Genomic DNA, 26,003 nt, shown 5'->3' with positions numbered 1-26,003 from the left:
CATGTTTTAACGGCGTCGCTGTGCCAGAATAGACGCTTCGAAAATCGCGATGCCAGAAAGCATGAAAGCAATCACCCTCTATGATGTCGCCCTCCTTGCGGGGGTTTCTTATCAGACCGTTTCCCGCGTCATTAACGACGCGGAACATGTGTCTGCCCGCACGCGAGAAAAGGTGCAGCAGGCGATGGCGGAGCTGCACTACGTTCCTAACCTTCGGGCGCAGCAGCTGGCGGGGAAACGCACCCGTACGCTGGGCCTCATCACCACCGACCTGGCCCTGCACGCGCCTTCGCAAATTGTGTCGGCGGTCAAATCGCGTGCGGCGGAACAGGGGGCGAGCGTCCTGATTTCCATGGTGGAGCAACCCCGGCAGTGTCAGGCCGCGCTTCAGACGCTGCTGGCACAGCGGGTAGACGCGCTGCTGGTGAATGTGCCGCTTGACGATCCACTCGCCGAAGAGCTCGGGGCGCTGGCGTCACCCGTCCCGGTGCTGTTCCTCGATGTGGCGCCCTCAGCGCGGGTAAACAGCCTCGTGTTTAACGCGGAGCAGGGGGCGCGTCTGGGCGTTGAGCATCTGCTTTCGCTGGGGCACCAGCGCATTGCCCTGCTGAGCGGGCCGGAAAGCTCGGTCTCTGCGCGGGCGCGCCTGGCGGGCTGGAAAGCGACGCTGGCGCAGGCGGGTCTTAACGCGGCGGCTGTGGCCTACGGTGACTGGAGCGCGGCCAGCGGTTATGAGAAGGGACACGTGCTGCTGTCGGGGGCGGCATTACCGGACGCGATTCTGGTGGCGAACGATCAGATGGCGCTCGGGGTGATGCGCGCCTGCGCGGAAAAAGGTATCGCGATCCCTGGCCAGCTTTCGGTGGTTGGGTTTGACGATACGGCCGACAGCGCCTGGTTCTCCCCGCCGCTGACGACCATTCGTCAGGCGTTTCGCGAGGCGGGCGAACGCAGCGTGGAGTGGCTGCTGGCACCTTCCGGGGGCGAAGCGTGCCGGCAGGTTCAGCTGCCGGTGACGCTGGTTACTCGTCATTCCAGCGCGCGGCGCAACCCTAAGCAGGCCGAACGCGAGGATCTGGCGCAGCAGCTCAGAAGCCTGGCACTGCTTGCCGAGCAGATTGCCCGCAAATAAAACTTTGTGATCGGACTCGCTACCCCGCGATTGAACGCTTTACCGTTGCCTGGTGCCAGGGCATGTTAACCAAAATTGTGAGCGCTTCGCAAAGAGGTTACTATGTCCACCACTTCACCGCTGACCCTCAGCGCCATTCTGGCCCGTCGGGACTGGGAAAATCCTGGCGTCACCCAGTGGAATCGTCTGGCCGCACACGCGCCGTTGCACAGCTGGCGCAATGAGCCCTCTGCCAGAGAGGACGCTGGATCCGCCAGCAGGCACTCTCTCAACGGGCTATGGCGGTTTAGCTATTTTTCTGCGCCGGAGCTGGTTCCTCAGGCATGGGTAACCGAAGATTGCGCAGATGCCGTTGCGATGCCCGTGCCGTCTAACTGGCAGATGCAGGGGTTCGACACGCCCATCTATACCAATGTCACCTATCCCATTCCCGTTAACCCGCCTTTCGTGCCGCAGGAAAACCCGACCGGTTGTTACTCGCTCACATTTGAGGTGGATGATGCCTGGCTTCAGAGCGGGCAGACCCGCATCATCTTCGACGGCGTGAACTCGGCGTTCCATCTCTGGTGCAACGGTCAGTGGATGGGCTATTCCCAGGACAGCCGATTGCCCGCTGAATTTGACCTCTCGGCGGCATTACGCCCCGGGCAGAACCGCCTGGCGGTCATGGTATTGCGCTGGTGCGACGGCAGCTATCTGGAAGATCAGGACATGTGGCGCATGAGCGGCATCTTCCGCGATGTGACCTTGCTGCATAAACCCGATACGCAGATTGCCGATTATCACGTGGTGACGGACCTGAATGCGGAGCTGGACCGTGCGGTGCTGAAGGTGGATGTAGCGCTGGCAGGCGCTGGCTTTGCAGACGGCGAGGTGGTCATGACCCTGTGGCGCACAGGTGAAAAATGCGCCAGCGTTTCCCGGCGTCCAGGATCGGCCATCGTCGACGAGCGCGGCAGCTGGGCAGAGCGCTTAACGGCGGCGATCCCCGTTGACCAGCCCGCGCTCTGGAGCGCTGAAACGCCAGAACTGTATCGCCTGACGATTGCGCTTCTTAACCCGCAGGGTGAGGTGCTGGAGGTTGAGGCGTGCGACGTGGGCTTCCGCCGCGTTGAGATTAGCAATGGCCTGCTGAAGCTTAACGGTAAACCGCTGCTGATCCGCGGGGTTAACCGGCACGAGCATCACCCGGAAAATGGCCAGGTGATGGACGAAGCGACCATGCGCCGCGATATCGAAATCATGAAGCAGCACAACTTCAACGCCGTGCGCTGCTCGCACTACCCGAACCATCCCATGTGGTACCGGCTTTGCGACCGCTACGGGCTGTACGTCGTTGACGAAGCCAATATCGAAACGCACGGCATGGTGCCGATGAGCCGCCTTGCTGACGATCCGCGCTGGCTGCCCGCCATGAGCGAGCGCGTGACCCGCATGGTGCAGCGCGATCGTAATCATCCTTCGGTTATCATCTGGTCTCTGGGCAATGAGTCGGGCCACGGCGCGAACCACGATGCGCTGTACCGCTGGCTGAAAACCACCGATCCTACGCGCCCGGTGCAGTATGAAGGCGGCGGCGCGAACACGGCGGCGACCGATATTGTCTGTCCGATGTACGCCCGGGTCGATCGGGATCAGCCCTTCCCGGCTGTGCCTAAATGGTCAATCAAGAAATGGATCGGCATGCCGGACGAAACGCGCCCGCTGATCCTCTGTGAATACGCCCACGCGATGGGAAATAGCTTTGGCGGGTTTGCGAAATACTGGGAAGCGTTTCGCAGCCATCCTCGCCTGCAGGGCGGGTTTGTCTGGGACTGGGTCGATCAGGCCCTGACGAAACGGGACGAAAAGGGCAACGCGTTCTGGGCCTACGGCGGAGACTTCGGCGATAAGCCGAACGATCGGCAGTTCTGTCTTAACGGGCTGGTGTTCCCCGATCGCACGCCGCACCCGGCGCTGTACGAGGCGCAGCGCGCCCAGCAGTTCTTTACCTTTACGCGGGTCAGCACCTCTCCGCTGGTGATTGAGGTGCAAAGCGGCTACCTGTTCCGCCACACCGATAACGAAGTGCTGAACTGGACGGTTGCCCGGGACGGGGACGTGCTGGCCGCGGGCGAGGTGACGCTCTCGATGGCGCCTGAAGGCACCCAGCGTCTGGAGATTGACCTGCCAGAGCTGAACGCCGGGCCGGGTGAGATCTGGCTGAACGTTGAGGTACGCCATCCGCGGGCAACGCCGTGGTCTCCGGCTGGTCATCGCTGCGCGTGGGAGCAGTGGCCGCTTCCGGCTCCGCTCTTTATTGCTCCGCCAGTCCCGGAGGGCGAGCCTCCAGTGTTAACGCAAACCGATCGCATCCTGGAGATCGCCCATCGTCAACAGCGCTGGCAGTTCGATCGCGCAACCGGAAACCTGTCCCAGTGGTGGCGAAACGGCGTTGAAACGCTCCTTTCACCTCTGACGGACAACGTCAGCCGCGCGCCGCTGGATAATGACATTGGCGTGAGTGAAGCGACGCAGATCGATCCGAACGCCTGGGTTGAACGCTGGAAAGCGTCGGGCATGTACGATCTCACCTCGCGCGTTCTGCACTGTGAGGCGCAGCAGCACGCAGGCGACGTGGTGGTCACAACCCAGCACGCGCTTGAGTATCGCGGCAAAGCCCTGTTCATGAGCCGTAAAGTCTGGCGGGTGGACGATCGGGGCGTTCTGCATGGCGATATTCAGGTCGATATGGCATCTGATATCCCTGAACCCGCGCGCGTTGGCCTGAGCGTTCATCTTGCCGAAACGCCGGAAAACGTTCAATGGCTGGGGCTGGGGCCGCATGAAAACTACCCGGACAGAAAGCTGGCGGCGCAGCAGGGTCGCTGGACATTACCTCTCGCAGACATGCACACGCCGTATATCTTCCCGACGGAAAATGGTTTGCGCTGCGATACCCGGGAGCTTGTGGTGGGAACGCATCAGCTGAACGGCCGGTTCCATTTCTCGGTGAGCCGCTACGGCCAGCAGCAGCTGCGTGAGACCACCCATCATCACCTGCTGCGGGAAGAGCCGGGATGCTGGTTCAATCTCGATGCGTTCCATATGGGCGTGGGCGGCGACGACTCCTGGAGCCCCAGCGTCTCGCCGGAATTCCTCCTGCAGACACGCCAGCTTCGCTATACCTTCAGCTGGCAGCAGAACCCTTAACTGACCATGAAGATGCGGCCACAGAGCGTGGCCGCAGTCTTACGCCAGAATGCCGCTCAGGCCATGCAGGCTCATGTAAATCCCTACTACGGTAATCAGCGCAGCGGAGATCCACGGCGCTTTACGGGAGAATTCGCTAAACCCGGGCCAGCGTTTGGTCGCGTGCTTGAGGCTTAAGGCGGCAATCGCGCCGGAAGCGACCAGCGTTAACGCCAGACCAATACTGAAGCTGAACACCAGCGTCGCGCCGAGGGCGAAATGCTTCAGCTGCAGGCAGATCAGCAGCACGGTGATGGACGCCGGACAGGGGATAAGCCCGCCGGTCAGGCCAAACATCACGATCTGTCCTGTGGTGACATTTTGACCGCTGAAGCGCCGGTTAATATCCTGCGCGTGAGCGCGCTGGTGGGCGTCCTGCCACTCTTCTTCAACCAGCGAGTGTTCGTGGTGATGATGATGATCATGATGGTGGTCATGGTCATGGTGGTGATGATCATGATCGTGATGATGATGATCGTGCGGCTGGCTTTCTTTCCAGGTTCGCCACGCCATCCACAGGGCGATTGCAACGATCAGCACTCCGGAGAACAGCTGGAACCAGGGTTCGGACGTGTGCGCATCCCAGCCCCGACCAAACCATAATCCCGCCATCGCAACGAGCCAGACCACCGCCGTATGGGAGAGCGTGGCCGCCAGGCCGAGCAGCACCGCCTGTTTCAGCGTGCCGCGGATGGCAACAATAAAGGCGGCCATCATTGTTTTTGAATGGCCCGGTTCCAGGCCATGTAGCGCACCGAGCAGGATAGCGCTGGGAACAAACAGCCAGGCATTGCCCTGCTGAAGAAGTGAAACAAAATCGGTCATGGGAAATTCCGGAGTGGAAAGCGTGCGGAGATACTACTCCCCCCCAGTAGCTCAATACTACCCCCCAGTAGAAAAATACTCAGGGGGAGTAGAGCGTGATATGCTTTAAAAGCCAAAAAATAAGGAATACAGAGATGTCACATACCGTTCGCGACAAGAAGATGTTACTGACTCGCCTGAAGAAAATTCAGGGGCAGAGCACCGCGCTGGAAAAAATGCTCAACAGCGATCACGAATGCGCCGAGGTGTTACAGCAGCTGGCGGCGATCCGCGGGGCGGTCAATGGCATGATGATGCAGGTGATCGAAGGGCATTTAACCGATCATGTGGTGAAAGAGCCTGAAGAAGCGCAGCGTGAAGCCGATCTTGGCGTGGTGTTGCGGGTGATGAAATCCTATCTTAAGTAGAATGCATGCCGAGGTTATTTTCTGCCCAAAGAATAAATTCCGTCTTTGGCAGCGCTTTACTGTAAAACCATCCCTGACCGTACTGCACGCCGTGGCGGTGTAGCCAGGCGAGCTGTCCTGCGGTTTCGACGCCCTCCGCTACCATCGCCAGCTTCAGCGACTTCGCTATTTCAATGATGTGCGGCGTCACGTTTTTATACTCCAATGCATCCACGAACGATTTATCAATTTTTAGCGTGTCGACGTCCAGATCCTGCAGATAGCTCAGGCTGGAATAGCCCGTGCCAAAATCATCAATATAGACAGGGTGGCCCGAACGACGGAATGCGGCGATAGCCGGTGCGCTAATTTTGGGATCGGCAAAGCCGCGCTCGGTGAGCTCAAGGGCGATTTGTCGGGGATGGATTTGCCACTTATTCAGGAGCTGACTCAGCAGAGGCGGCAGGATGCCGGAGGTTAAATCGGCAGGGGCGAGGTTAATGGAGATATGCTGATCCGGATAGCGTTGTAGCCAGTGGCCCATATCTTCAAACACCTTTTCGATGACGAGCTGCGTCAGCTGCGAAATAAGCCCCGTTTGCTCGGCAAGGGGGACAAAAATATCCGGCGAGAGGCTACTTCCGTCCGGCTGGGGCCAGCGCGTTAGCGCTTCTGCGCCCACGATTTTTCCGCTACAGAGTGCCACGATGGGCTGATAGTGAACCACAAAATCCCGGCTGTGAATGGCATCCAGCAGGCGATTGCGCGGAGACTGGATACGCCGCAGGATCCGCAGGACAAACAGTGCGGCGAGCAGGCTTATCAACATGCCGAACGGTAACCAGATAAGAAGCTGCCGGTGCCAGGTTTCAGCGAGCGGTTTGAGCGTTGCCCATGCGACGACGGTAAACCCAAGCTCAGGTACAGACTTCATAACGTACATTGAACCGTTGTACTGCACGCTTTTCACACCGTGCTCCTGAACCATGTCGCGGATGTGAGAATCAAGCTCACTGCTGCTGGCGAATATGCGGTGCGTTGTGCTTCCTACCAGGGCGGCATCAATCGCTATCTCGCCGAAAGGGATCACGTCCACCAGCGAGGCAGGATCGATCATGACAAGGTAGTGGCCTTTTCCCAGCACCGTCATGTAGCGGTTAAACCCAAGATCGTTTTGCGTGGTCAGCCACGCGCTGTAACCATCTTCGGTAATACGCATCGGAGGGGGGAAAGGGGCCGCATGGCTGGTTTGCTCCAGGGAGGAGCAGAGCGGTCGAAGGTTGTCGATATAAATCACTTCCTGGACATATCGCCACGAGAAAGCGACCCGGCGCATTTCCCGCAATTGCAAGGGGCTACACGGCACTCCCTCAAAGGCCTGCAGGTGATCGAGTGCTTCTTTTGCCTGATCCACAACCCTGTCGGTACGTACCAGCACGCGTGAGGCATAGTTATCCAGCGCATCGGCGAATTTATCTTCCGCCTGGCGATGGGCCAGCCAGATGCTCAGGCAGATGGGGACCAGCACAGAAAAGATAAGTACGCCAGTCACCAGACTGACCAGATGTCGGGTTTTCATGCTGTCATGTCCTTCCTCGTATACCCGTTCCTGGGCATTGAGTTCCCTGCCTGAAGAGAAAGATTTTACCGCGAAATGATATAGTTATAGCACGAGGTTGACATGGTTTTCATTTTATCTCAGGCAAACGAGAAATTATCGTCAGAAGAGAGGGGTTGTTTTTTCAACCTCGCCTGGATATTATTTTGTTATGTTATAACAAAACATAAAGGATTTACGATGAAACCCGATATCCACCCAGCCTATCGCACCGTGGTATTCCACGACACTAGCGCTAATGAATACTTTAAAGTCGGCTCAACCATTAAAACCGACCGCGAAATTGAACTCGACGGTGAAACGTATCCGTACATCACCATCGAGGTTTCTTCAAAATCGCACCCGTTTTATACCGGTAAGCAGAAAACGTTCTCCACGGACGGCAGCGCAGCGCGCTTCCGCAAGCGTTTTGGCGGTTTTCTCAATGCGAAGCGGGGCTAACCATGCAGGTACTTAACTCATTACGCAGTGCAAAGCAGCGTCACCCGGATTGCCAGATAGTCAAACGCAAGGGACGCTTATACGTGATTTGCAAATCTAATCCGCGCTTTAAGGCGGTTCAGGGACGTAAAAAAAGACGCTAAACGCGCGTTTCTCGCCAGCTTTCCAGGGATTTTTTCTGTTTGCCATCGGCAGTAAAATTGTCGGTGGCAAGCCAGCTTTCAAAGGCGTTAGCCAGCGCCGGCCACTCTTTGTCGAGAATCGAAAACCAGTCGGTATCCCGGTTACGGCCTTTTATGACCAGCGCCTGACGAAAGCGTCCCTCAAACTGAAAGCCCAGACGCAGCGCCGCTTTGCGGGAAGGCTCGTTCAGGCTATTGCACTTCCACTCATAGCGCCGGTACCCCAGGGTATCGAACACGTACCGCATCAGCAGATACTGCGCTTCTGTCGACCCTGGCGTGCGGCTTAACAGAGGAGAGAAGTGAACGTGCCCTACTTCCACGACCCCGTTTTTAGGATCGATCCGCATCAGGGAAAGCGTACCGACAGGAGACTGGGTCCGGTTATCCATAACGGTAAAGTGGATGGGATCGGATAACTCACTTACGCTCGCCACCCATTCGGCAAACTCCTCTGCGGTGGCATCGGGTTCACGCAGCAGCCACGTCCAGCTGCGGGTATCTTCGGCCAGGGAATAGGCGGAGAACAACGCGTGGGCATGCTCCACGCGCAGCGGCTCAAGCCGACAATAGTGACCCTGAAGGACCACTCGGGACGGGTGCTGACGAGGCTGCCAGTCGATAAGGGCTTCACCTACGGGCTGCCCAAACGCATTGAATGTATTCATCTTTATTTCCGTGACGTTGAAAAGATCTCCAGATTAGTGAATTGCTGGTTCCTTAAAAAGAACCACCAGGCTATGTTTTTCAGGTACCACAAGGAGGGAAGATGAATATACCGGGTGATGAGCTTTACGCTTTGCTCCATGCTGCGCTGAAAAAGCGTGGGCAAGAGACGCTCCAGCGCGCGCTCTATCTCGCTTTGCGGGAGGCCATACTGGGCGGAAGGCTTCGGTCCGGCAGCCAGCTGCCCGGTTCGCGAATGCTGGCGCAGCAGATCTCGGTTTCCCGAAACACCGTCAATGCGGCGCTGGACCAGCTCGCGCTCGAAGGCTATTTGCTGCGTAACCGTCAGGGTACGCGGGTGGGGCAATTCGCTCATCGTACGATTGCCCGGGCATTGCCGGATCCTGACGTCAGGCTGACAAAACGGGTCGCCCTGCTGTCCGCGCCCGTGCCGCGCGACACCCCGGTGATGGCGTTTACGCCGGGAACGCCTGCTATTAACTATTTCCCCTTGCCGTTGTGGCGGCGATTGTACGATCGCGTCCTGCGCGAGGAGGGGAGTGCCCTGTTAGGCTATGGCGACCCGGCCGGCGAGCCGTCGCTGCGGGCCGCGATTGCCCGGCATCTCGCCCTGTCTCGCGGTATCGACTGCGACGCCAGCCAGATAGTGATAACCGAAGGAGCGCTTGAGGGCGTCAATCTCTGCACAATGCTGTTAAGCGAGTCTGGCGATGTCGCCTGGGTAGAAAACCCCGGCTATAGCGGGGCAAAGAGTGCGTTTGTTAAAACCGGCCTGGCAATGACGGGAATACCGGTAGATGACGAGGGAATGTGCTGGGAAGGGCTGGATGCGCCCGCTCCTTCACTGATTTTTACCTCACCTTCGCATCAGTTCCCTTACGGGAGCGTGCTCAGCGCGCGGCGGCGGCTGGCGCTGCTGGAGCTGGCCCGGCAGCACAACGCGTGGATCATTGAAGACGATTACGACAGCGAATTCCGCTATGCCGGTGAGCCCGTACCGGCGATGCTGGGAATGGTCAATAATGCGCCCGTTGTGTATCTGGGTACGTTCAGTAAAACGCTTTTTCCATCGCTCAGAATGGGGTTCATGGTGTTACCGCCAGCGCTGGCGAAAGCGGCTCGCCCGGCCATCGGCTCGCTGTTGCGCGGGGGGCATCGTGCAGAGCAGCGTACCCTGGCGCTGTTTATTGAAGAAGGTCATTACGCCCGTCATCTTGCCGCCATGCGTCGGCTCTACCGTAAGCGCTACCGCCAGCTGCGTGAGGTGCTGTGCGCAGAGCTTTATTCTCCGCACCGCATTCTGGCAGGCGAAGGGGGAATGCATCTGACGCTGGCGATAGACGGTATTGACGACCAGAGGCTGGTGGAGCAGGCGAGGGCGTTTCAGCTGGCACCCGCTGCGCTGAGCGGGTACTACCTGGAGGTGAAGCAGGGGCAAACCGGTCTGGTTTTAGGTTACGGCAATACCTCTGCTTCTCAGTTTGCGCCGGGGATCCGACGCCTGCAGGCGTTAATTACGCAGCAGCAGGGCGGGAAAGGGTAAAAACATCATAGAAAGAGAGCTGGCCTTTGGTGGAGACCATTTTCTGCAGCTTCTCTTTTTGCCCGGCTTCAACCGCCGGAGAGTGCATAATGTTTTCGATCAGCTCTTCTGGCACGTAACGCGTGTTGTACCATTCGCCGTTATAGCAGACCCGAAAATCGAGCACGTCGATATCTTCGTAACGGTAGCGCGGATTCACGTCGAAAAAGAAAAAGGCGTTAAAGACGACAAACAGTACAACCAGCAGCCAGACGGAGTCCACCAGCGTTTCGGACTTCAGCATCACAATCAGCGTCGCCAGCCAGGCGGCATACATGGCGACAAACAGTCCAGGATGTTTGCGAATAAAGCTAATGCTAAAGCGCGGGCGATTGTCGCGCTTTTCGCGGAGGTTGAGATCGTCGATGGTGGCGGTAAGCAGGCGCTGTATCTCGGTCATTTTTTGCCTTCATGAGAGTTGACAATACAGGGTGTCTGCCAATTTTAGGGGAGCCATCAGGCTGAAAAAAGTAACAGTCTGGCGCTAAAAGACTATAACAGTTGACTCCCCGCAACCTCACAGCGTTTTGATGATTTTTGCCGGGTTGCCGCCAACGACGACGTTAGCCGGGACGTCTTTCGTCACGACGGCGCCGGAGGCCACGACCACATTATCACCAATGGTGACGCCAGGGTTAATGACCGCCCGGCCACCAATCCAGACGTTATTGCCAATATTGACAGGTTTTCCAAATTCCACGCCGCTGTTTCGTTCTTCCGCTTCCAGGGGATGGGTAGCCGTATAAATATGAACACCCGGCGCGAGCATGCAGTTATCGCCAATATGAACAGGGCAGACATCCAGCATCACGCAGTCGAAGTTTGCATAAAAGTTTTTGCCCAGATAAATGTTATATCCGTAGTCGCAGCGGAAGCTCGGCTCAATATAAGCTCCTGCGCTTTGTCCCAGAAGTTCCGCCAGAATGTTCTGTCGTTCTGTTTTTTCATCAGGCGCGGTGTGGTTATAGCGGTAAACCAGATGGCGGGCCCGCAGTCGGTCAGCCCGTAACGTCTCATCGCCGGGGCGGTAATGTTCACCGGCAATCATTTTCTGTTTTTCTAAGCTCATTGGAAACCTCTCTGGATGTTATTACCGCAGGGTAATCGGAACAGGCCAGAAGGGGAACGTTCCCGAAAAGCCGTTGTGACTGTCGTCACAACATTGCTGCTGATGAACACGTTTTATACGGAGACCTGGCTTACGCACAGGGAGCATAACGGGACAGGTAAATACTCAGAACGAGGCGTAGAACTCTACAGACACCCTTCAAAGATTAACGGACAAATTTCCACACAGAAGTAGGGATTTTGTCATACAGCTTATTCATTGTCAGTTCAGCAAGACGATGGTCAGCGGCTGAATAAAATACCGCCAGTTCATTATCAGAAAGCTCGTATTTATTCTTTTCAATGACGCGCTCGAGCGTGTCAATTGACTGACAACGTCGTAAGCGCATCAAATAATCGATTTTTGTGAGTGGTTTATCAGACATAAATTCACCTTAGTAATTGTAATAATTTTAACAGGAAAGACTCACCGGGTTAGCTCTGCTCACGTTGACGAAACAGCGGAATAGCCGATTTCCCGATTTACGCCATTTTTGCAAATCCTGAGCGTTAATGCCGTAACTGCTGAACAACATAAAGGTGTCGTCCAGGTATTCATCAATTTGCTCAATGAGCTTATTATCTTCATTGTACTTAATTTTATAATTAAGTGCGAAGGTTGCGATATGCTCTATCAGCTCATTCAACTGTAAATTGATGGCAGACGTTGGGTCGTTTACCCAGCCATGGTTGCTTTCATCAAGATTGGCAAGGCAGTCATGGTACAAGGATTCGCAGAGAAATTTCAACTGCGCGATATCATGCCTTTTTGGCGAGTACTCGTCCATAGCGCATCCCCTTCTGAGTGATTTCTTACTCACCGAACATCATTGTCGGGATGGATACAACTGACTTAGCTACATGAGTGCTGTGTTCCTGATAACCTAACTATAAGCCACTCCTTCCTGGATTTCATCGCGCTATTACGAAAAATTACAAATAAAATCCGCAGGCTGGGAGCGTGTACGCAAATGGTCACCCTGGACTCAACGTTTTTATCCAAATTAACGACGGGGTTTTATCGCTTCCTTACGTTTCATCGGCTTAGCAAAAATGATGAGAAAAGTTCAGATTCAGACTTATCTTTGTAAGAACTTCTTATTAGGAATATTCCTAATACCTTAGGCGGGGAAATGAAATTAAAAAAATCCTGAATTCACCGATTAAGTTATCAGTTAATTATGATATGTCTATTTAAGATGGCAGAAAATAAATAGAGCCACAATAAGCGTAATTTATGATTTTTTCTGAAAATGAAAAAAGCCGCTAATGCGGCCTTTTTATCATGTGGAACCGGTATCAGTGAGGTTCTACCGAATGACTGTGCTCAATATCTTCATTTTTACGGCTGAAGCGGCGGCGAACCACCACGAAGAACACCGGTACGAAGAAGATAGCCAGTACGGTCGCGGTGATCATCCCACCCATAACGCCTGTACCTACCGCATTCTGCGCGCCGGAACCCGCACCGGAGCTGATAACCAGCGGCAGTACGCCGAGGATAAACGCCAGCGACGTCATCAGGATTGGGCGCAGACGCATACGAACCGCCTCAAGCGTCGCCTCAATAAGGCCTTTGCCTTCTTTCTCCATCAGATCTTTGGCGAATTCAACGATAAGTATCGCGTTCTTCGCCGACAAGCCAATGGTTGTCAGCAGGCCTACCTGGAAGTAAACGTCGTTGGTCAGTCCACGGAACGTTGCTGCAAGCAGCGCACCGATAACCCCGAGTGGAACCACCAGCATAACGGAGAACGGAATCGACCAGCTCTCGTACAGTGCCGCCAGACACAGGAAGACCACAATCAGTGAAATGGCGTACAGGGCAGGGGCCTGGTTACCGGACAGACGTTCCTGATAGGACATACCGGTCCAGTCGTAGCCGATACCCGAAGGCAGCTTGCTTGCCAGTTCTTCCATAAGGTTCATGGCTTCCCCGGTGCTTCGGCCCGGCGCTGCCTGACCCAGGATCTCCATTGATGGCAGACCGTTATAGCGTTCCAGACGCGGCGAACCGTATTCCCAGCGTGAGGTTGAGAACGCCGAGAACGGTACCATCTGACCATTGCTGCCGCGAACGTACCAGTTGTTAATATCGTTCGGCAGCATACGGTACTGCGCCTCTGACATCACGTACACTTTCTTCACACGACCGCGGTCGATGAAGTCGTTAACGTAGCTACCGCCCCAGGCTGCGCCCAGCGTGGTATTGATATCACTGATGGATACGCCCAGCGCCTGGGCTTTCTCCTGATCGATATCGATTTTGTACTGTGGCGTATCTTCCAGGCCGTTTGGACGCACGCCGACCAGCAGGTCAGGGTGTTTAGCGACTTCACCAAACAGCTGGTTACGCGCCTGCGTCAGTTTTTCGTGACCCAGACCGCCCTGGTCGATCAGCTGGAAGTCGAAGCCGGTTGCGGTACCCAGTTCAACAATCGCTGGCAGGTTAAAGGCGAATACCATCGCATCTTTAATCTGCGAGAAGGTGCCCATTGCACGGCCGGTGATGGCTTCAACCTTGTTCTCTTTGCCCGGACGTTCAGACCAGTCCTTCAGAGAGACGAAGGCAATACCGGTGTTCTGACCGCGACCCGCAAAGCCAAAGCCGTTAACCGCAAACACGGATTCAACGTTGGCTTTCTCTTTGGTGAGGTAGTAATCGGTCATCTCATCCAGCACTTTCTGGGTACGCTCTTGCGACGCACCCGCCGGAAGCTGAGCCATACTCAGGAACACGCCCTGATCTTCGTCCGGCAGGAAGGAGCTTGGCAGACGAACAAACAGGTAGGCCATGCCCACCACGATGATGATATAGAGCAGCAGGTAACGACCGGTGCTGCGCAGGATGTTGCCCACGCTGTCGGTGTAGTGGTGCGTGCTCTTGTCAAACATGCGGTTAAACCAGCCGAAGAAGCCTTTATGCTCGCCGTGACCGCCTTTCTGAATCGGCTTCAGCATGGTGGCACACAGGGCTGGCGTCAGGATCAACGCCACCAGTACCGACAGGGCCATCGCGGAAACGATGGTAATGGAGAACTGACGGTAAATCGCACCGGTAGAGCCTCCGAAGAAGGCCATCGGGATAAATACCGCAGACAGCACCATCGCGATACCGACCAGCGCGCCCTGGATCTGACCCATGGATTTACGGGTAGCTTCCTTCGGCGGCAGACCTTCCTCCGCCATCACACGCTCGACGTTCTCGACCACGACGATGGCGTCATCCACCAGCAGGCCGATGGCGAGCACCATCCCGAACATCGTCAGGGTGTTTATCGAGTAGCCAAATATCGACAGGATCGCAAAGGTCCCGAGCAGAACAACCGGCACGGCAATCGTTGGGATGAGCGTCGCGCGGAAGTTTTGCAGGAACAGGTACATCACCAGGAATACCAGGATGATGGCTTCGATCAGCGTCTTAACCACTTCATGAATCGAGATTTTGACGAACGGCGTGGTGTCGTACGGGTAAACGATTTTCAGACCTGACGGGAAGAACGGTTCCATTCTCTTCAGCTCTGCGCGGATCGCCGTGGCGGTGTCCAGGGCGTTAGCGCCTGTCGCCAGTTTGATACCCAGACCGGAAGCCGGCTTGCCGTTGTACTTCGCGATGATGTCGTAGTTCTCACCGCCCAGCTCAACTTTTGCCACGTCACGCAGGCGAACCTGCGAACCGTCCTGATTCACTTTCAGCAGAATTTTGCTGAACTCATCGGCAGAGGTCAGACGGGTCTGCGCGATGATCGAGGCGTTAAGCTGCTGGCCTTTCACCGGCGGTGTACCGCCTAACTGACCGGCCGCCACCTGGGCGTTCTGCGCTTTAATCGCGCTGATCACGTCAACCGGGGTCAGCTGGAAGTTGTTCAGCTTGTTCGGATCCATCCAGATACGCATCGCGTACTGGGAACCGAACAGCTGCACGTCACCCACACCGGAAGTACGGCTGATGGCGTCCTTCATGTTGGCGCCCACGTAGTCAGAAATATCTTCCTGCGTCATGGTGCCGTTGGTGTTGATAACGCCGACAACCATCAGGAAGCTACTGGACGATTTCTCGACGCTCACACCCTGCTGTTGTACTTCCTGCGGCAGCAAAGGCATTGCCAGCTGCAGTTTGTTCTGCACCTGAACCTGCGCAATGTCAGCATCCGTACCTGACTGGAAGGTCAGGGTGATCTGAACCGTACCGGTGGAGTCACTGTTTGAGGACATGTACATCAGGTTATCGATACCGTTCATGTTCTGTTCGATAACCTGGGTAACGGTGTCCTGCACCGTTTTCGCATCAGCCCCCGGGTAGGTTGCGGAAATTGTCACCGCCGGTGGCGCAATCGTTGGATATTGCGCGACAGGCAGCTTCAGGATCGCAAGTCCCCCGGCCAGCATGATGATAATGGCGATCACCCACGCAAATATGGGGCGATCGATAAAGAAATTAGGCATGTCTTAACGGCTCCTGTTTAAGTTAAGACTTGGTTTGTTCTGACTGGCCAGCGGCCGAAGCTTGTTGTTTATCGTCAGATTTCACTTCCTGTGCTTTAACCTGCGCGCCAGGACGAACTTTTTGCAAACCAGTAACAATCACGCGATCGCCATCTTTCAGACCTTCCGTCACCAGCCATTTATCGCCAATCGCCTGGGTGGCGGTGATATTGCGCGTTTCGACTTTGTCGTCAGCCCCAACAACCAGCGCGCTCGCATCGCCGCGTGGCGTACGGGTGACACCCTGCTGTGGAACCAGAAGTGCGGTTGGATTCGTTCCTTCTTCCAGACGCGCGCGAACGAACATACCTGGCAGCAGATTTTTGTCAGGGTTCGGGAAAATCGCACGTAAGGTGATGGAACCGGTAGTCTGGTCGACCGTCACGTCAGAGAATTCCAGGGTACCTTCCTGCGGGAACTTGATACCGTCGTTGGTAATCAGCTCCACTTTGGCTTTGCCGTTTTCCTGTTTTAGGGTGCCGTTTGCCAGCTCCTGTTTCAGGCGCAGGAAATCGTTGCTGGACTGCGTCACGTCAACGTAGATCGGATCGAGCTGCTGCACGGTCGCCAGCGCAGTAGTTTGCCCGTTTTGCACCAGTGCCCCTTCCGTGACGGAAGATTTACCAATACGACCACTAATAGGGGAGGTCACTTTGGTATAGGCCAGGTTAATGCGCGCGGTTTCGACGGCCGCTTTGGCTGCCACCACGGCTGCGTTAGCCTGCTGTGCATCCGCCAGGGCAGTATCGTAATCCTGTTGGCTGATGTACTTAGTACCGAGCAGTTTTTGGTAACGGTTCAACGTCAGCTGAGCAATTTTGGCCGCGGCTTGTGCTTTCGCCAGGTCGCCTTTCGCACTTTCATAAGAGGCCTGATAGGTTGCTGGATCAATCTGATACAGAGACTCACCGGCCTTCACATCACCGCCTTCGGTGAAGTTACGCTTCAGGATAATGCCGCTAACCTGAGGACGCACTTCCGCAATGCGGTAAGCATTGATACGGCCTGGTAATTCGGTGGTGATTTGTAGAGGTTCAGATTTGAGCGTCACGACGCCTACTTCTGGCGCCTGCTGAGCTCCTTGTTGAGCTGGTTTGTCGTCACATCCTGTTAGCGCTAAGCTGCCTGAGAGCATCAGAACGACCGCCAGAGGCGTTAACCCTCTGTTTTTGTTCATATGTAAACCTCGAGTGTCCGATTTCAAATTGATCAAGGGTCCTGAGTCTAAAAACCCATTGCTGCGTTTATATTATCGTCATGCTATGGTACATACATTCACAAATGTATGTAAATCTGACTCCTGTAAATTCACCCACCTATGGCACGAAAAACTAAACAACAAGCGCTGGAAACCCGACAACACATTCTGGATGTGGCAATACGTTTGTTCTCGCAGCAGGGTGTTTCATCCACCTCGCTGGCGCAGATTGCTCAGGCTGCCGGTGTGACGCGAGGAGCGATTTACTGGCATTTTAAAGATAAGTCAGATCTGTTCAGTGAAATCTGGGAGCTTTCAGAGTCCAGCATTAGCGATCTCGAGAGTGAGTATCGGGCAAAATTCCCTGACGATCCACTCTCAGTATTGAGAGAAATATTAGTATATATCCTTGAAGCAACGGTAGTTGAAGAACGTCGCAGATTAATGATGGAGATTATTTTTCATAAATGCGAGTTTGTGGGCGAGATGGCGGTGGTGCAGCAGGCGCAACGCAGCCTTAGCCTGGAGAGCTATGATCGTATTGAACAGAATCTTAACCTCTGTATGCAGGCAAAACTGTTACCGGCCAATCTCTTGACCCGACGGGCGGCAATCCTGATGCGCAGCTACATTTCAGGTCTGATGGAAAACTGGCTTTTCGCGCCGCAATCCTTTGACCTCAAAGAGGAAGCCCGCAGCTACGTGGCGATTTTACTGGAAATGCTACAGCTCTGCCCCACGCTGCGCAGCGACGCGCCTTCGCTAACGACCTGATCCCTTTCCAGGATTTATCTCAGAGGATAACGTTCGCGCTATTCTGCTTTCAGCGAGCGTGATATTCTTCACGCCGGACTATTTTCGGTCATCTTCTGACATCATTCACAACTATGCTGCCCATCAATCGCTCGCAACATCCTGTTTTTGCATTGCTCTTTGCGATGCTGTTTTTCTTCGCTACGGCGCCGCTGACCTGGGCCCGCGCCGATAACAGCAACGATATTCCCTCGCGCGGCGATGTTCAGTCGCAGCTCGACACGCTGAACAAACAAAAAGATCTCTCCCCTCAGGAGAAACTCGTCCAGCAGGATCTGACGGAAACGCTGGAAACGCTGGATAAAATTGAACGCATTAAAGCGGAAACCGTCCAGCTTCGCCAGAAGGTGGCGCAGGCGCCTGAAAACATGCGTAAGGCCACCGAAGCGCTGAATGCTCTCAGCGATGTGGATAACGACGACGAGACGCGTAAGACGCTCTCGACGCTCTCCTTACGCCAGCTGGAGTCCCGCGTCGCACAACTGCTCGACGACCTGCAAACCGCGCAGTCGGATCTTGCAACGTATAACAGCCAGCTTGTCTCTCTGCAGACCCAGCCTGAGCGCGTGCAAAACGCGATGTACGCCGCGTCTCAGCAGCTGCAGCAAATCCGCAACCGTCTGAACGGCACGACGGTAGGCGAAGGTACGCTGCGCCCGACGCAGCAAACCCTGCTGCTGGTTCAGCAGACCTTGCTCAATGCGCAAATCGAACAGCAGCGTAAAAGCCTGGAAGGGAATACGGTGCTGCAGGACACGCTTCAGAAACAGCGTGATTACGTCACCGCGAACATTAATCGCCTGGAACACCAGCTTCAGCTGTTGCAGGAGGCGGTAAACAGCAAACGCCTGACCCTGACGGAAAAAACCGCCCAGGAGGCCGTATCGCCTGACGAAACCGCCCGCATTCAGGCGAATCCGCTGGTGAAACAGGAGCTCGAGGCCAACCACCAGCTTAGCCAGCGCCTGATACTGGCGACGGAAAACGGCAACTCGCTGGTTCAGCAAAATATCAAAGTGAAGAACTGGCTGGATCGCGCGCTGCAGGCTGAGCGCAACATCAAAGAGCAGATTGCGGTCCTGAAGGGCAGCCTCCTGCTGTCGCGTATTCTCTACCAGCAGCAGCAGACGCTCCCGTCCGCCGATGAGCTGGAAGACATGACCAACCGCATTGCGGATTTACGTCTGGAACAGTTTGACGTCAACCAGCAGCGCGATGCCCTTTTCCAGAGTGATGCCTTTGTCGCCAAAATTGAAGAGGGGCATTCCAGCGACGTGAACCCGGAAGTGCACGACGCGCTGCTCCAGGTCGTCGATATGCGTCGCGAGCTGCTGGACCAGCTCAACAAACAGCTGGGCAACCAGCTGATGATGGCCATTAACCTGCAAATCAACCAGCAGCAGCTGGTGAGCGTCTCGAAAAGTCTGCAGGAGATCCTGACCCAGCAGATTTTTTGGGTGAACAGCAATAAACCGATGGACTGGGACTGGGTCAAATCCTTCCCGGAGACGCTGAAAACGCAGATTAAGAGCATGAAGATCACCGTAAACTGGGAGAAAGCCTGGCCTGCGGTCATGATTGCTTTCCTGGCCGGTTTACCGCTGCTGCTGATTGCCGGTCTGATCCGCTGGCGTCTGGGCTGGCTGAAAAAATACCAGGCGAAGCTGGCCTCCGAAGTGGGGCAGCTGCGCAACGATAGCCAGCTCCACACGCCAAAAGCGATTCTCATCGATCTCATCCGCGCCCTGCCGGTGTGCCTGATTATTCTGGCTGTGGGCCTGATTCTGCTCACCATGCAGCTCAACGTCAGCGACCTGCTGTGGGCGTTTAGTAAAAAACTGGCGCTGTTCTGGCTGGTGTTTGGCGTGTGCTGGAAGGTGCTGGAAAAAGACGGCGTGGCGGTGCGTCATTTCAACATGCCAGCGCAGCTGACCAGCCACTGGCGTCGTCAGATTGTGCGCATTAGCCTGGCGCTCCTGCCGCTGCACTTCTGGTCGGTTGTCTCTGAGCTTTCTCCGCTGCACCTGATGGATGACGTGCTGGGCCAGCTGGTCATCCTGCTGAACCTGCTGCTGATTGCGATCCTGATGTGGCCGATGTGCCGCGACAGCTGGCGTGATAAAGAGTCCCACAATATTCGCCTGGCCACCGTAACGGTGCTGGCGATCATTCCGCTGGCGCTGATGGTGCTGACGGCAACGGGCTACTTCTATACCACGCTGCGCCTGTCCGGTCGCTGGATTGAAACGGTCTATCTGGTGATCGTCTGGAACCTGCTCTATCAGACCGTGCTGCGTGGCCTGAGCGTGGCGGCCCGCCGCATTGCCTATCGCCGTGCTATCGCGCGTCGTCAGCATCAGGTGAAAGAAGGGGCCGAAGGCGCGGAGCCGCAGGAAGAGCCGACCATCGCCCTGGAGCAGGTTAACCAGCAGACGCTGCGCATCACCATGCTGGTGATGATCGCCCTGTTTGCGGTGATGTTCTGGGCTATCTGGTCCGATCTTATTACCGTTTTCGCCTATCTCGACAGTATTACCCTCTGGCAATACAACGGTACCGAAGCGGGCGCTGCGGTCATGAAAAGCGTGACCATGGGCAGCCTGCTGTTTGCGCTGGTGTCGTCGGTGGTGGCCTGGGCGCTGATTCGCAACCTGCCAGGCCTGCTTGAAGTGCTGCTCCTGTCACGTCTGAATCTTCGCCAGGGGGCGTCCTACGCCATTACCACGATCCTCAACTACGTGATCATTATTGTCGGGGCGATGACGGTCTTTGGCTCGCTTGGCGTCTCGTGGGATAAACTGCAGTGGCTGGCGGCGGCCCTCTCGGTCGGTCTTGGTTTTGGCCTGCAGGAGATCTTCGGTAACTTCGTGTCCGGCCTGATCATCCTGTTCGAACGTCCGGTACGAATCGGCGATACCGTCACCATCGGCACGTTCTCGGGAACGGTCAGCAAGATCCGTATTCGCGCCACCACCATCACCGACTTCGATCGCAAAGAGGTGATCATCCCGAACAAAGCGTTCGTGACCGAGCGCCTGATCAACTGGTCGCTCTCCGATACGGTGACGCGCGTGGTGATCCGCCTGGGCGTAGCCTATGGATCGGATCTGGAGAAGGTGAAAGAGGTGCTGCTCAAGGCGGCGTCAGAACATCCGAAAGTGATGCACGATCCGGCTCCGGCGGTCTTCTTCACCACCTTTGGGCCGAGCACGCTGGATCACGAGCTGCGTTTGTACGTGCGCGAGCTGCGCGACCGCAGCTATACGGTGGATGAACTTAACCGCTCTATCGATCGTCTGTGTCGTGAAAACGATATTAATATCGCCTTCAACCAGCTTGAGGTTCACCTGCGCAACGAGAAAGGTGATGAGCATACGGAAGTGAAGCGCGAGATTAAGGGTGACGATCCGACTCCGGCGTAATCTATTATTTCCCCTCTCCCTGTGGGAGAGGGTTAGGGTGAGGGCAACAGGCCTTCACCTTTGCTTCAAAATCCCGCCGTACAATCTCCAGCGCCTTAAGCACCGTTTCGGCGGGGATCTCATGATTCTCCAGCAGCATAATCAAATCGACGGCCAGCTTGACCTCATCGGGTGCATTTTCCAGCGACATGGGTGTGGCTCCTGTTAACGGGTCAAACGTTCAATGACGCGCTCAATCTCATCCAGCGCCTGACGGCAGCGGACGATGCGTCCTTCCAGCGCGCTAATCTCGCGCATCAATAGCTGCTGCTCTTCCAGCGTTTCGCTGTTGTTCAGCCGCGTCTCGCGCTCGCGCTTCATCTCAAACAGCCGGCGCTCAAACTCCTGATTCTCCAGCCGCTTGCTCTGCCATTTACCGAGCCCCGGAGAGGCGCTGTCCCAGGCGCGCAGCGGCCAGGCGGCGATTTCGCGATGCAGAGCGGTGATCTGCTCTGTGAGATGCTCCGCAAGCCACGCCACCTGTTCCTGCTGTTCACTCTCAACCGCATGGCGAAGCTCGTCGAGGTTGGTCTGCGCTTCTGCCAGATAATCCTGAATGACGGTGCTGCGGGTACGAAAAAGCTGCCGGTCAAAGCGCGGTTTCAGCGTGGCGTGCCCCATCAACGGTGTAGCCTGCTCCCGCAGAGCAATGAGCTGATTTTGCAGCCTCTCAAGAAGCAGTGCTGTTTTCAAGGCGCTCTCCAGTGGTAAAGTAGCCGTTCAGTTTGATAACGATTCGCATTATGAAGCGTACTATTTTAATCATCATTGGCTGGCTCGCGGTAGTGCTTGGCACGCTGGGCGTGTTTTTACCCTTGCTGCCGACCACGCCGTTTATCCTGCTGGCGGCCTGGTGCTTCGCCCGCTCGTCGCCGCGTTTTCACCACTGGCTGCTCTATCGCTCGTGGTTTGGCGGCTATCTGCGGCACTGGCAAAAACACCGGGCCATGCCGCCCGGCGCGAAGCCCCGCGCGATCGCGGTGATCCTCATTACCTTCGCTATTTCATTATGGCTGGTGAAAATGATGTGGGTACGTATTCTTCTGCTGGCGATCCTCTCCTGCCTGCTTATCTTCATGTGGCGGATCCCCGTGGTTGATGAAAAGCAACAAAAGCACTGAAGCCTTATCATGACTGTTGCAATTATTGCGCACAGCCAGTAAATTCGACCGTTTTCGAGCACAGGTGCGCCTGGTCAAAGGTTAAACAATTGTTGCCTTGGCCGACTCGTTGCGCGCTGTGAGTAACACTGTTTCATTTAGGCAAAACCGATGACCGCAACTGCACAGCAGCTTGAATATCTGAAAAACAGCATCAAAAGCATCCAGGACTATCCAAAGCCTGGCATTCTTTTCCGTGATGTCACCAGCTTGCTGGAAGACCCGAAAGCGTACGCGCTCAGCATTGAACTGCTGGTCGAGCGTTATAAAAACGCCGGGATCACCAAAGTAGTAGGTACCGAAGCCCGTGGCTTCCTGTTTGGCGCACCGGTTGCGCTGGCGATGGGCGTGGGTTTTGTGCCGGTGCGTAAGCCGCGCAAACTGCCGCGTGAAACCATTGCTGAGAGCTATGAGCTGGAGTACGGCACCGATCAGCTGGAGATCCACGTTGATGCGATCAAGCCTGGCGACAAGGTGCTGGTGGTCGACGATCTGCTGGCAACCGGCGGCACCATTGAAGCGACCGTGAAGCTGATCCGTCGTCTGGGTGGTGAAGTGACCGACGCGGCCTTCATCATTAACCTGTTCGATCTCGGCGGTGAACAGCGCCTGGAAAAACAGGGCATCACCAGCTACAGCCTGGTGCCTTTCCCGGGTCATTAATCCCGGTTTTCACAACCTCGCTCAATGGGTGAGGTTGTGATAGCATTCCCCTCCATAAATTCACCTTCCAGCGTTGCAGAGCCTGCCCATGAGTTATCAGGTGTTAGCCCGTAAATGGCGACCACAAACCTTTGCTGACGTTGTCGGTCAGGAACATGTGCTGACGGCCCTGGCGAACGGCTTGTCGCTAGGTCGCATCCATCACGCCTATCTTTTTTCCGGCACCCGCGGCGTCGGTAAGACCTCTATTGCCCGTTTGCTGGCAAAAGGTCTCAACTGCGAAACCGGGATCACCGCCACGCCGTGCGGCGTGTGTGATAACTGCCGCGAGATCGAGCAGGGGCGTTTTGTCGATCTGATCGAGATCGACGCCGCCTCGCGCACCAAAGTGGAAGATACCCGCGATCTGCTCGATAACGTGCAGTACGCCCCGGCGCGCGGCCGCTTCAAGGTCTACCTGATCGATGAAGTGCACATGCTGTCGCGCCACAGCTTTAACGCCCTGCTGAAAACGCTGGAAGAGCCGCCCGCGCACGTGAAGTTCCTGCTGGCGACCACCGATCCGCAAAAGCTGCCTGTCACCATCCTGTCGCGCTGCCTGCAGTTCCACCTGAAGGCGCTGGACGTTGAGCAGATCCGCGCGCAGCTTGAGCACATTCTTGATGAAGAGAAAATTGTCCACGAACCGCGCGCCCTGCAGCTGCTGGCCCGCGCGGCGGACGGCAGCCTGCGTGATGCGCTCAGCCTGACCGACCAGGCGATTGCCAGCGGTGACGGCAAGCTCTCCACCGAGGCGGTCAGCACCATGCTCGGCACGCTGGATGACGATCAGGCGCTGTCGCTTATCGAAGCGATGATCGCCGCCAACGGCGAACGCGTGATGTCGCAGGTGAATGCCGCCGCTGCCCGGGGTATCGAATGGGAAGGGCTGCTGGTTGAGATGCTCAGCCTGCTGCACCGCGTGGCGATGCTGCAGCTTTCTCCGTCCGCCATCGGTGCGGATATGGCCGCTATTGAACAGCGGATGCGTGAGCTTGCCCGCACCGTGCCGCCTGCCGACGTGCAGCTGTATTACCAGACGCTGCTGATTGGTCGGAAAGAGCTACCTTTCGCGCCGGATCCACGGATGGGCGTTGAAATGACGCTGCTGCGCGCGCTGGCGTTCCATCCTCGCATGCCATTGCCGGAGCCGGAAGCGCCGCGGCAGTCTTTCGCGCCGGTCGCCCCTACGGCGGTGATGTCGCCGCAGCAGGTGCCGCCGCAGCCGACGCCGCCGCAGCAGCAGAACGTTCCGCTGTCGGATGCCACCAGTTCGGTGCTTGCCGCACGCAGCCAGCTGCAGCGTGCGCAGGGAGTAACCAAACCAAAAAAGAGTGAACCGGCAGCGCCAGGAAGAGCGCGGCCGGTGAACAACGCCGCGCTTGAACGTCTGGCCTCGGTAACGGAGCGCGTACAGTCGCGTCCTGCACCGTCCGCGCTCGAGCAGAAAGCCCCGGTGAAAGAAGAGGCTTACCGCTGGAAGGCAACCACCATCACTGAAACGGTGAAGGAAGAGGTCGCCACGCCGAAAGCGCTGAAAAAGGCGCTGGAGCATGAGAAAACGCCGGAGCTTTCCGCGAAGCTTGCCGAAGAGTCCATTGCGCGCGACGCCTGGGCCGCCGAGGTCAGCAAACTCCAGCTGCCGAAGCTGGTCGAGCAGGTCGCGCTGAATGCCTGGAAAGAGCAGGACGGCAATCAGGTGCGTTTGCACCTGCGTCCGGGTCAGCGGCACCTCAATTCCCCTGGCGCGCAAAAGGCGCTGGCGGAGGCGCTCACCGCATTACAGGGCGCACCGGTTGAATTGACTATCATTGAAGATGATAATCCGGCAGTGAAAACGCCGCTCGAGTGGCGCCAGGCCATTTATGAAGAAAAGCTCGCGCAGGCGCGCGAGGCGATTATTGCGGATAACAACATTCAGACCCTGCGCCGGTTCTTCGACGCCGATCTGGATGAAGAGAGTATTCGCCCCATTTGATCGTGAGTCTGACTTACGGTTGTAATCCTTAAACGTGAAAAAGAGAGAAGCCTATGTTTGGTGGAAAAGGCGGTCTGGGTGGCCTGATGAAGCAGGCTCAGCAGATGCAGGAAAAAATGCAGAAGATGCAGGAAGAGATCGCTCAGCTGGAAGTCACGGGTGAGTCCGGTGCCGGGCTGGTCAAAGTGACCATCAACGGTGCGCACAACTGCCGTCGCGTAGAAATCGACCCGAGCCTGCTCGAAGACGACAAAGAGATGCTGGAAGATCTGGTTGCAGCCGCGTTTAACGATGCCGCTCGCCGTATCGACGAAACTCAGAAAGAGAAAATGGCCTCTGTTTCCAGCGGTATGCAGCTGCCGCCTGGCTTCAAGATGCCATTCTGATGCAAACCAGTCCGCTGCTCACGCAGTTAATGGAAGCACTGCGCTGCCTGCCGGGCGTTGGCCCGAAGTCGGCGCAGCGCATGGCGTTTACGCTATTGCAGCGCGACCGCAGCGGCGGGATGCGCCTGGCGCAGGCTTTAACCCGCGCCATGTCAGAAATTGGTCACTGTGCGGATTGCCGCACTTTTACCGAGCAGGAGGTGTGTAACATCTGTACGAACCCGCGTCGTCAGGAAAACGGTCAGATTTGCGTGGTGGAGAGTCCGGCGGACATCTACGCCATCGAACAAACCGGGCAGTTTTCCGGCCGCTACTTCGTGCTGATGGGGCATCTCTCCCCGCTGGACGGTATTGGCCCGGATGATATCGGTCTTGATCGCCTTGAACAGCGTCTTGAGTCCGAAACCATCAAAGAGGTGATCCTCGCCACCAACCCAACGGTGGAAGGGGAGGCAACCGCCAACTACATCGCCGAACTGTGCTCGCAGTACGGCGTTGACGCCAGTCGCATCGCCCACGGCGTGCCGGTGGGCGGCGAGCTGGAAATGGTCGACGGCACCACGCTGTCGCACTCTCTGGCCGGGCGACACAAGATTATTTTCTGACCAAACGGAGGCTGCGCGCGCGGC

The 26,003-nt window shown here is 56.4% G+C and carries 24 protein-coding genes and 1 other annotated feature; of the genes, 13 read left to right on the top strand and 11 right to left on the bottom strand.

Features of this window, described 5'->3' with window-relative positions; all coding sequences use genetic code 11:
• The first annotated feature begins 61 nt into the window (after positions 1–61).
• Together AC1VYI_RS19340 and AC1VYI_RS19335 are read left to right on the top strand one after the other, a co-directional pair.
• Complete coding sequence (locus AC1VYI_RS19340; RefSeq protein WP_023310591.1) at positions 62–1,132, top strand: LacI family DNA-binding transcriptional regulator; 1,071 nt, start codon at positions 62–64, stop codon at positions 1,130–1,132.
• Positions 1,133–1,234: 102 nt separating this feature from the next.
• A complete protein-coding gene (locus tag AC1VYI_RS19335; protein WP_134866739.1) occupies positions 1,235–4,324 on the top strand; it encodes a beta-galactosidase in 3,090 nt (1,029 codons plus the stop codon).
• Between the two features lie 39 nt (positions 4,325–4,363).
• Here the strand turns inward: AC1VYI_RS19335 and AC1VYI_RS19330 are convergent, their stop codons facing one another.
• Positions 4,364–5,188, bottom strand: a complete 825-nt coding sequence (locus AC1VYI_RS19330; RefSeq protein WP_134866738.1) for a nickel/cobalt efflux protein RcnA — start codon at positions 5,186–5,188, stop codon at positions 4,364–4,366.
• A gap of 134 nt (positions 5,189–5,322) precedes the next feature.
• On the opposite strand from AC1VYI_RS19330, the gene AC1VYI_RS19325 reads away from it, so the two are divergent.
• Positions 5,323–5,595, top strand: a complete 273-nt coding sequence (locus AC1VYI_RS19325) for a metal-sensing transcriptional repressor (protein ID WP_023310594.1) — start codon at positions 5,323–5,325, stop codon at positions 5,593–5,595.
• Here AC1VYI_RS19325 and AC1VYI_RS19320 read toward each other — a convergent pair.
• Positions 5,588–7,153 carry an EAL domain-containing protein gene (locus tag AC1VYI_RS19320; protein WP_134866737.1) on the bottom strand — a complete coding sequence of 522 codons (1,566 nt, stop codon included), beginning with the start codon at positions 7,151–7,153 and terminating at the stop codon, positions 5,588–5,590. The two genes, AC1VYI_RS19325 and AC1VYI_RS19320, sit on opposite strands and share 8 nt — an antisense overlap.
• Before the next feature lie 219 nt (positions 7,154–7,372).
• On the opposite strand from AC1VYI_RS19320, the gene AC1VYI_RS19315 reads away from it, so the two are divergent.
• Positions 7,373–7,633 carry a type B 50S ribosomal protein L31 gene (locus AC1VYI_RS19315; protein WP_010428154.1) on the top strand — a complete coding sequence of 87 codons (261 nt, stop codon included), beginning with the start codon at positions 7,373–7,375 and terminating at the stop codon, positions 7,631–7,633.
• Positions 7,634–7,635: 2 nt separating this feature from the next.
• Complete coding sequence (ykgO, locus tag AC1VYI_RS19310; protein WP_003859006.1) at positions 7,636–7,776, top strand: type B 50S ribosomal protein L36; 141 nt, start codon at positions 7,636–7,638, stop codon at positions 7,774–7,776.
• Here the strand turns inward: ykgO and AC1VYI_RS19305 are convergent.
• A complete protein-coding gene (locus AC1VYI_RS19305) occupies positions 7,773–8,483 on the bottom strand; it encodes a GNAT family N-acetyltransferase (protein ID WP_134866736.1) in 711 nt (236 codons plus the stop codon). The genes ykgO and AC1VYI_RS19305 overlap by 4 nt on opposite strands.
• Before the next feature lie 101 nt (positions 8,484–8,584).
• Here AC1VYI_RS19305 and pdxR point away from each other — a divergent pair, with 101 nt between their 5' ends.
• Positions 8,585–10,045: a MocR-like pyridoxine biosynthesis transcription factor PdxR gene (gene pdxR / locus AC1VYI_RS19300; RefSeq protein ID WP_226483444.1), complete on the top strand. Its 1,461-nt coding sequence runs from the start codon at positions 8,585–8,587 to the stop codon at positions 10,043–10,045.
• Here the strand turns inward: pdxR and AC1VYI_RS19295 are convergent.
• From AC1VYI_RS19295 to acrA, 6 genes are all read right to left on the bottom strand, one after another.
• Positions 10,017–10,484 (bottom strand): YlaC family protein, encoded by a 468-nt coding sequence (locus tag AC1VYI_RS19295; RefSeq protein WP_023310598.1) that lies wholly within the window; start codon positions 10,482–10,484, stop codon positions 10,017–10,019. The two genes, pdxR and AC1VYI_RS19295, sit on opposite strands and share 29 nt — an antisense overlap.
• 117 nt (positions 10,485–10,601) lie before the next feature.
• Positions 10,602–11,153 carry a maltose O-acetyltransferase gene (gene maa / locus AC1VYI_RS19290; RefSeq protein WP_134866735.1) on the bottom strand — a complete coding sequence of 184 codons (552 nt, stop codon included), beginning with the start codon at positions 11,151–11,153 and terminating at the stop codon, positions 10,602–10,604.
• 205 nt (positions 11,154–11,358) lie between these two features.
• Positions 11,359–11,577 (bottom strand): HHA domain-containing protein, encoded by a 219-nt coding sequence (locus AC1VYI_RS19285; protein ID WP_008499287.1) that lies wholly within the window; start codon positions 11,575–11,577, stop codon positions 11,359–11,361.
• A gap of 27 nt (positions 11,578–11,604) precedes the next feature.
• Positions 11,605–11,979: an Hha toxicity modulator TomB gene (gene tomB / locus AC1VYI_RS19280; protein WP_008499288.1), complete on the bottom strand. Its 375-nt coding sequence runs from the start codon at positions 11,977–11,979 to the stop codon at positions 11,605–11,607.
• 511 nt (positions 11,980–12,490) lie between these two features.
• Complete coding sequence (acrB, locus tag AC1VYI_RS19275; RefSeq protein ID WP_047742664.1) at positions 12,491–15,637, bottom strand: multidrug efflux RND transporter permease subunit AcrB; 3,147 nt, start codon at positions 15,635–15,637, stop codon at positions 12,491–12,493.
• Between the two features lie 22 nt (positions 15,638–15,659).
• Positions 15,660–16,853, bottom strand: a complete 1,194-nt coding sequence (acrA, locus tag AC1VYI_RS19270; protein WP_226483445.1) for a multidrug efflux RND transporter periplasmic adaptor subunit AcrA — start codon at positions 16,851–16,853, stop codon at positions 15,660–15,662.
• A gap of 141 nt (positions 16,854–16,994) precedes the next feature.
• On the opposite strand from acrA, the gene acrR reads away from it, so the two are divergent.
• A complete protein-coding gene (gene acrR, locus AC1VYI_RS19265; RefSeq protein WP_134866734.1) occupies positions 16,995–17,648 on the top strand; it encodes a multidrug efflux transporter transcriptional repressor AcrR in 654 nt (217 codons plus the stop codon).
• A gap of 113 nt (positions 17,649–17,761) precedes the next feature.
• A complete protein-coding gene (gene mscK / locus AC1VYI_RS19260; protein ID WP_134866733.1) occupies positions 17,762–21,109 on the top strand; it encodes a mechanosensitive channel MscK in 3,348 nt (1,115 codons plus the stop codon).
• A 4-nt stretch (positions 21,110–21,113) separates the two neighbouring features.
• On the opposite strand, the gene rsmS is transcribed toward mscK, so the two are convergent.
• Complete coding sequence (gene rsmS / locus AC1VYI_RS19255; RefSeq protein WP_023310604.1) at positions 21,114–21,299, bottom strand: pleiotropic regulatory protein RsmS; 186 nt, start codon at positions 21,297–21,299, stop codon at positions 21,114–21,116.
• A 14-nt stretch (positions 21,300–21,313) separates the two neighbouring features.
• Complete coding sequence (gene priC / locus AC1VYI_RS19250) at positions 21,314–21,841, bottom strand: primosomal replication protein N'' (protein ID WP_226483446.1); 528 nt, start codon at positions 21,839–21,841, stop codon at positions 21,314–21,316.
• Positions 21,842–21,891: 50 nt separating this feature from the next.
• On the opposite strand from priC, the gene AC1VYI_RS19245 reads away from it, so the two are divergent.
• The 5 genes from AC1VYI_RS19245 to recR all read left to right on the top strand — a co-directional run bounded on the left by AC1VYI_RS19245 (position 21,892) and on the right by recR (position 25,979).
• Positions 21,892–22,269: a DUF454 family protein gene (locus tag AC1VYI_RS19245; protein ID WP_029741960.1), complete on the top strand. Its 378-nt coding sequence runs from the start codon at positions 21,892–21,894 to the stop codon at positions 22,267–22,269.
• A gap of 150 nt (positions 22,270–22,419) precedes the next feature.
• Entirely contained in the window at positions 22,420–22,971 is a 552-nt protein-coding gene (apt, locus tag AC1VYI_RS19240; RefSeq protein WP_000127359.1) for an adenine phosphoribosyltransferase, read from the top strand.
• A gap of 88 nt (positions 22,972–23,059) precedes the next feature.
• A complete protein-coding gene (dnaX, locus tag AC1VYI_RS19235; RefSeq protein WP_134866731.1) occupies positions 23,060–24,988 on the top strand; it encodes a DNA polymerase III subunit gamma/tau in 1,929 nt (642 codons plus the stop codon).
• Positions 24,318–24,382 (top strand) — a sequence feature (DnaX frameshifting element). (Overlaps the previous gene by 65 nt.)
• A gap of 53 nt (positions 24,989–25,041) precedes the next feature.
• Positions 25,042–25,374 (top strand): YbaB/EbfC family nucleoid-associated protein, encoded by a 333-nt coding sequence (locus AC1VYI_RS19230; protein WP_003858972.1) that lies wholly within the window; start codon positions 25,042–25,044, stop codon positions 25,372–25,374.
• On the top strand, positions 25,374–25,979 hold the full coding sequence (gene recR / locus AC1VYI_RS19225; protein WP_023310608.1) for a recombination mediator RecR: 606 nt from the start codon (positions 25,374–25,376) through the stop codon (positions 25,977–25,979). The genes AC1VYI_RS19230 and recR overlap by 1 nt, the downstream gene beginning before the upstream one ends.
• Positions 25,980–26,003: the final 24 nt, after the last annotated feature.

It is taken from the genome of Enterobacter sp. QK-SA4 (assembly GCF_056856775.1).
Note: the sequence above shows the minus strand (reverse complement) of the source record. Positions and strands in the feature narration are given on the sequence as shown.

What these genes read in the sequence shown, in the direction of transcription:
- AC1VYI_RS19340 (WP_023310591.1), top strand. Translation starts at nt 62, where the DNA reads ATGAAAGCAATCACCCTCTATGATGTCGCCCTCCTTGCGGGGGTTTCT.
- AC1VYI_RS19335 (WP_134866739.1), top strand. Translation starts at nt 1,235, where the DNA reads ATGTCCACCACTTCACCGCTGACCCTCAGCGCCATTCTGGCCCGTCGG.
- AC1VYI_RS19330 (WP_134866738.1), bottom strand. Translation starts at nt 5,188, where the DNA reads ATGACCGATTTTGTTTCACTTCTTCAGCAGGGCAATGCCTGGCTGTTT.
- AC1VYI_RS19325 (WP_023310594.1), top strand. Translation starts at nt 5,323, where the DNA reads ATGTCACATACCGTTCGCGACAAGAAGATGTTACTGACTCGCCTGAAG.
- AC1VYI_RS19320 (WP_134866737.1), bottom strand. Translation starts at nt 7,153, where the DNA reads ATGAAAACCCGACATCTGGTCAGTCTGGTGACTGGCGTACTTATCTTT.
- AC1VYI_RS19315 (WP_010428154.1), top strand. Translation starts at nt 7,373, where the DNA reads ATGAAACCCGATATCCACCCAGCCTATCGCACCGTGGTATTCCACGAC.
- ykgO (WP_003859006.1), top strand. Translation starts at nt 7,636, where the DNA reads ATGCAGGTACTTAACTCATTACGCAGTGCAAAGCAGCGTCACCCGGAT.
- AC1VYI_RS19305 (WP_134866736.1), bottom strand. Translation starts at nt 8,483, where the DNA reads ATGAATACATTCAATGCGTTTGGGCAGCCCGTAGGTGAAGCCCTTATC.
- pdxR (WP_226483444.1), top strand. Translation starts at nt 8,585, where the DNA reads ATGAATATACCGGGTGATGAGCTTTACGCTTTGCTCCATGCTGCGCTG.
- AC1VYI_RS19295 (WP_023310598.1), bottom strand. Translation starts at nt 10,484, where the DNA reads ATGACCGAGATACAGCGCCTGCTTACCGCCACCATCGACGATCTCAAC.
- maa (WP_134866735.1), bottom strand. Translation starts at nt 11,153, where the DNA reads ATGAGCTTAGAAAAACAGAAAATGATTGCCGGTGAACATTACCGCCCC.
- AC1VYI_RS19285 (WP_008499287.1), bottom strand. Translation starts at nt 11,577, where the DNA reads ATGTCTGATAAACCACTCACAAAAATCGATTATTTGATGCGCTTACGA.
- tomB (WP_008499288.1), bottom strand. Translation starts at nt 11,979, where the DNA reads ATGGACGAGTACTCGCCAAAAAGGCATGATATCGCGCAGTTGAAATTT.
- acrB (WP_047742664.1), bottom strand. Translation starts at nt 15,637, where the DNA reads ATGCCTAATTTCTTTATCGATCGCCCCATATTTGCGTGGGTGATCGCC.
- acrA (WP_226483445.1), bottom strand. Translation starts at nt 16,853, where the DNA reads ATGAACAAAAACAGAGGGTTAACGCCTCTGGCGGTCGTTCTGATGCTC.
- acrR (WP_134866734.1), top strand. Translation starts at nt 16,995, where the DNA reads ATGGCACGAAAAACTAAACAACAAGCGCTGGAAACCCGACAACACATT.
- mscK (WP_134866733.1), top strand. Translation starts at nt 17,762, where the DNA reads ATGCTGCCCATCAATCGCTCGCAACATCCTGTTTTTGCATTGCTCTTT.
- rsmS (WP_023310604.1), bottom strand. Translation starts at nt 21,299, where the DNA reads ATGTCGCTGGAAAATGCACCCGATGAGGTCAAGCTGGCCGTCGATTTG.
- AC1VYI_RS19245 (WP_029741960.1), top strand. Translation starts at nt 21,892, where the DNA reads ATGAAGCGTACTATTTTAATCATCATTGGCTGGCTCGCGGTAGTGCTT.
- apt (WP_000127359.1), top strand. Translation starts at nt 22,420, where the DNA reads ATGACCGCAACTGCACAGCAGCTTGAATATCTGAAAAACAGCATCAAA.
- dnaX (WP_134866731.1), top strand. Translation starts at nt 23,060, where the DNA reads ATGAGTTATCAGGTGTTAGCCCGTAAATGGCGACCACAAACCTTTGCT.
- AC1VYI_RS19230 (WP_003858972.1), top strand. Translation starts at nt 25,042, where the DNA reads ATGTTTGGTGGAAAAGGCGGTCTGGGTGGCCTGATGAAGCAGGCTCAG.
- recR (WP_023310608.1), top strand. Translation starts at nt 25,374, where the DNA reads ATGCAAACCAGTCCGCTGCTCACGCAGTTAATGGAAGCACTGCGCTGC.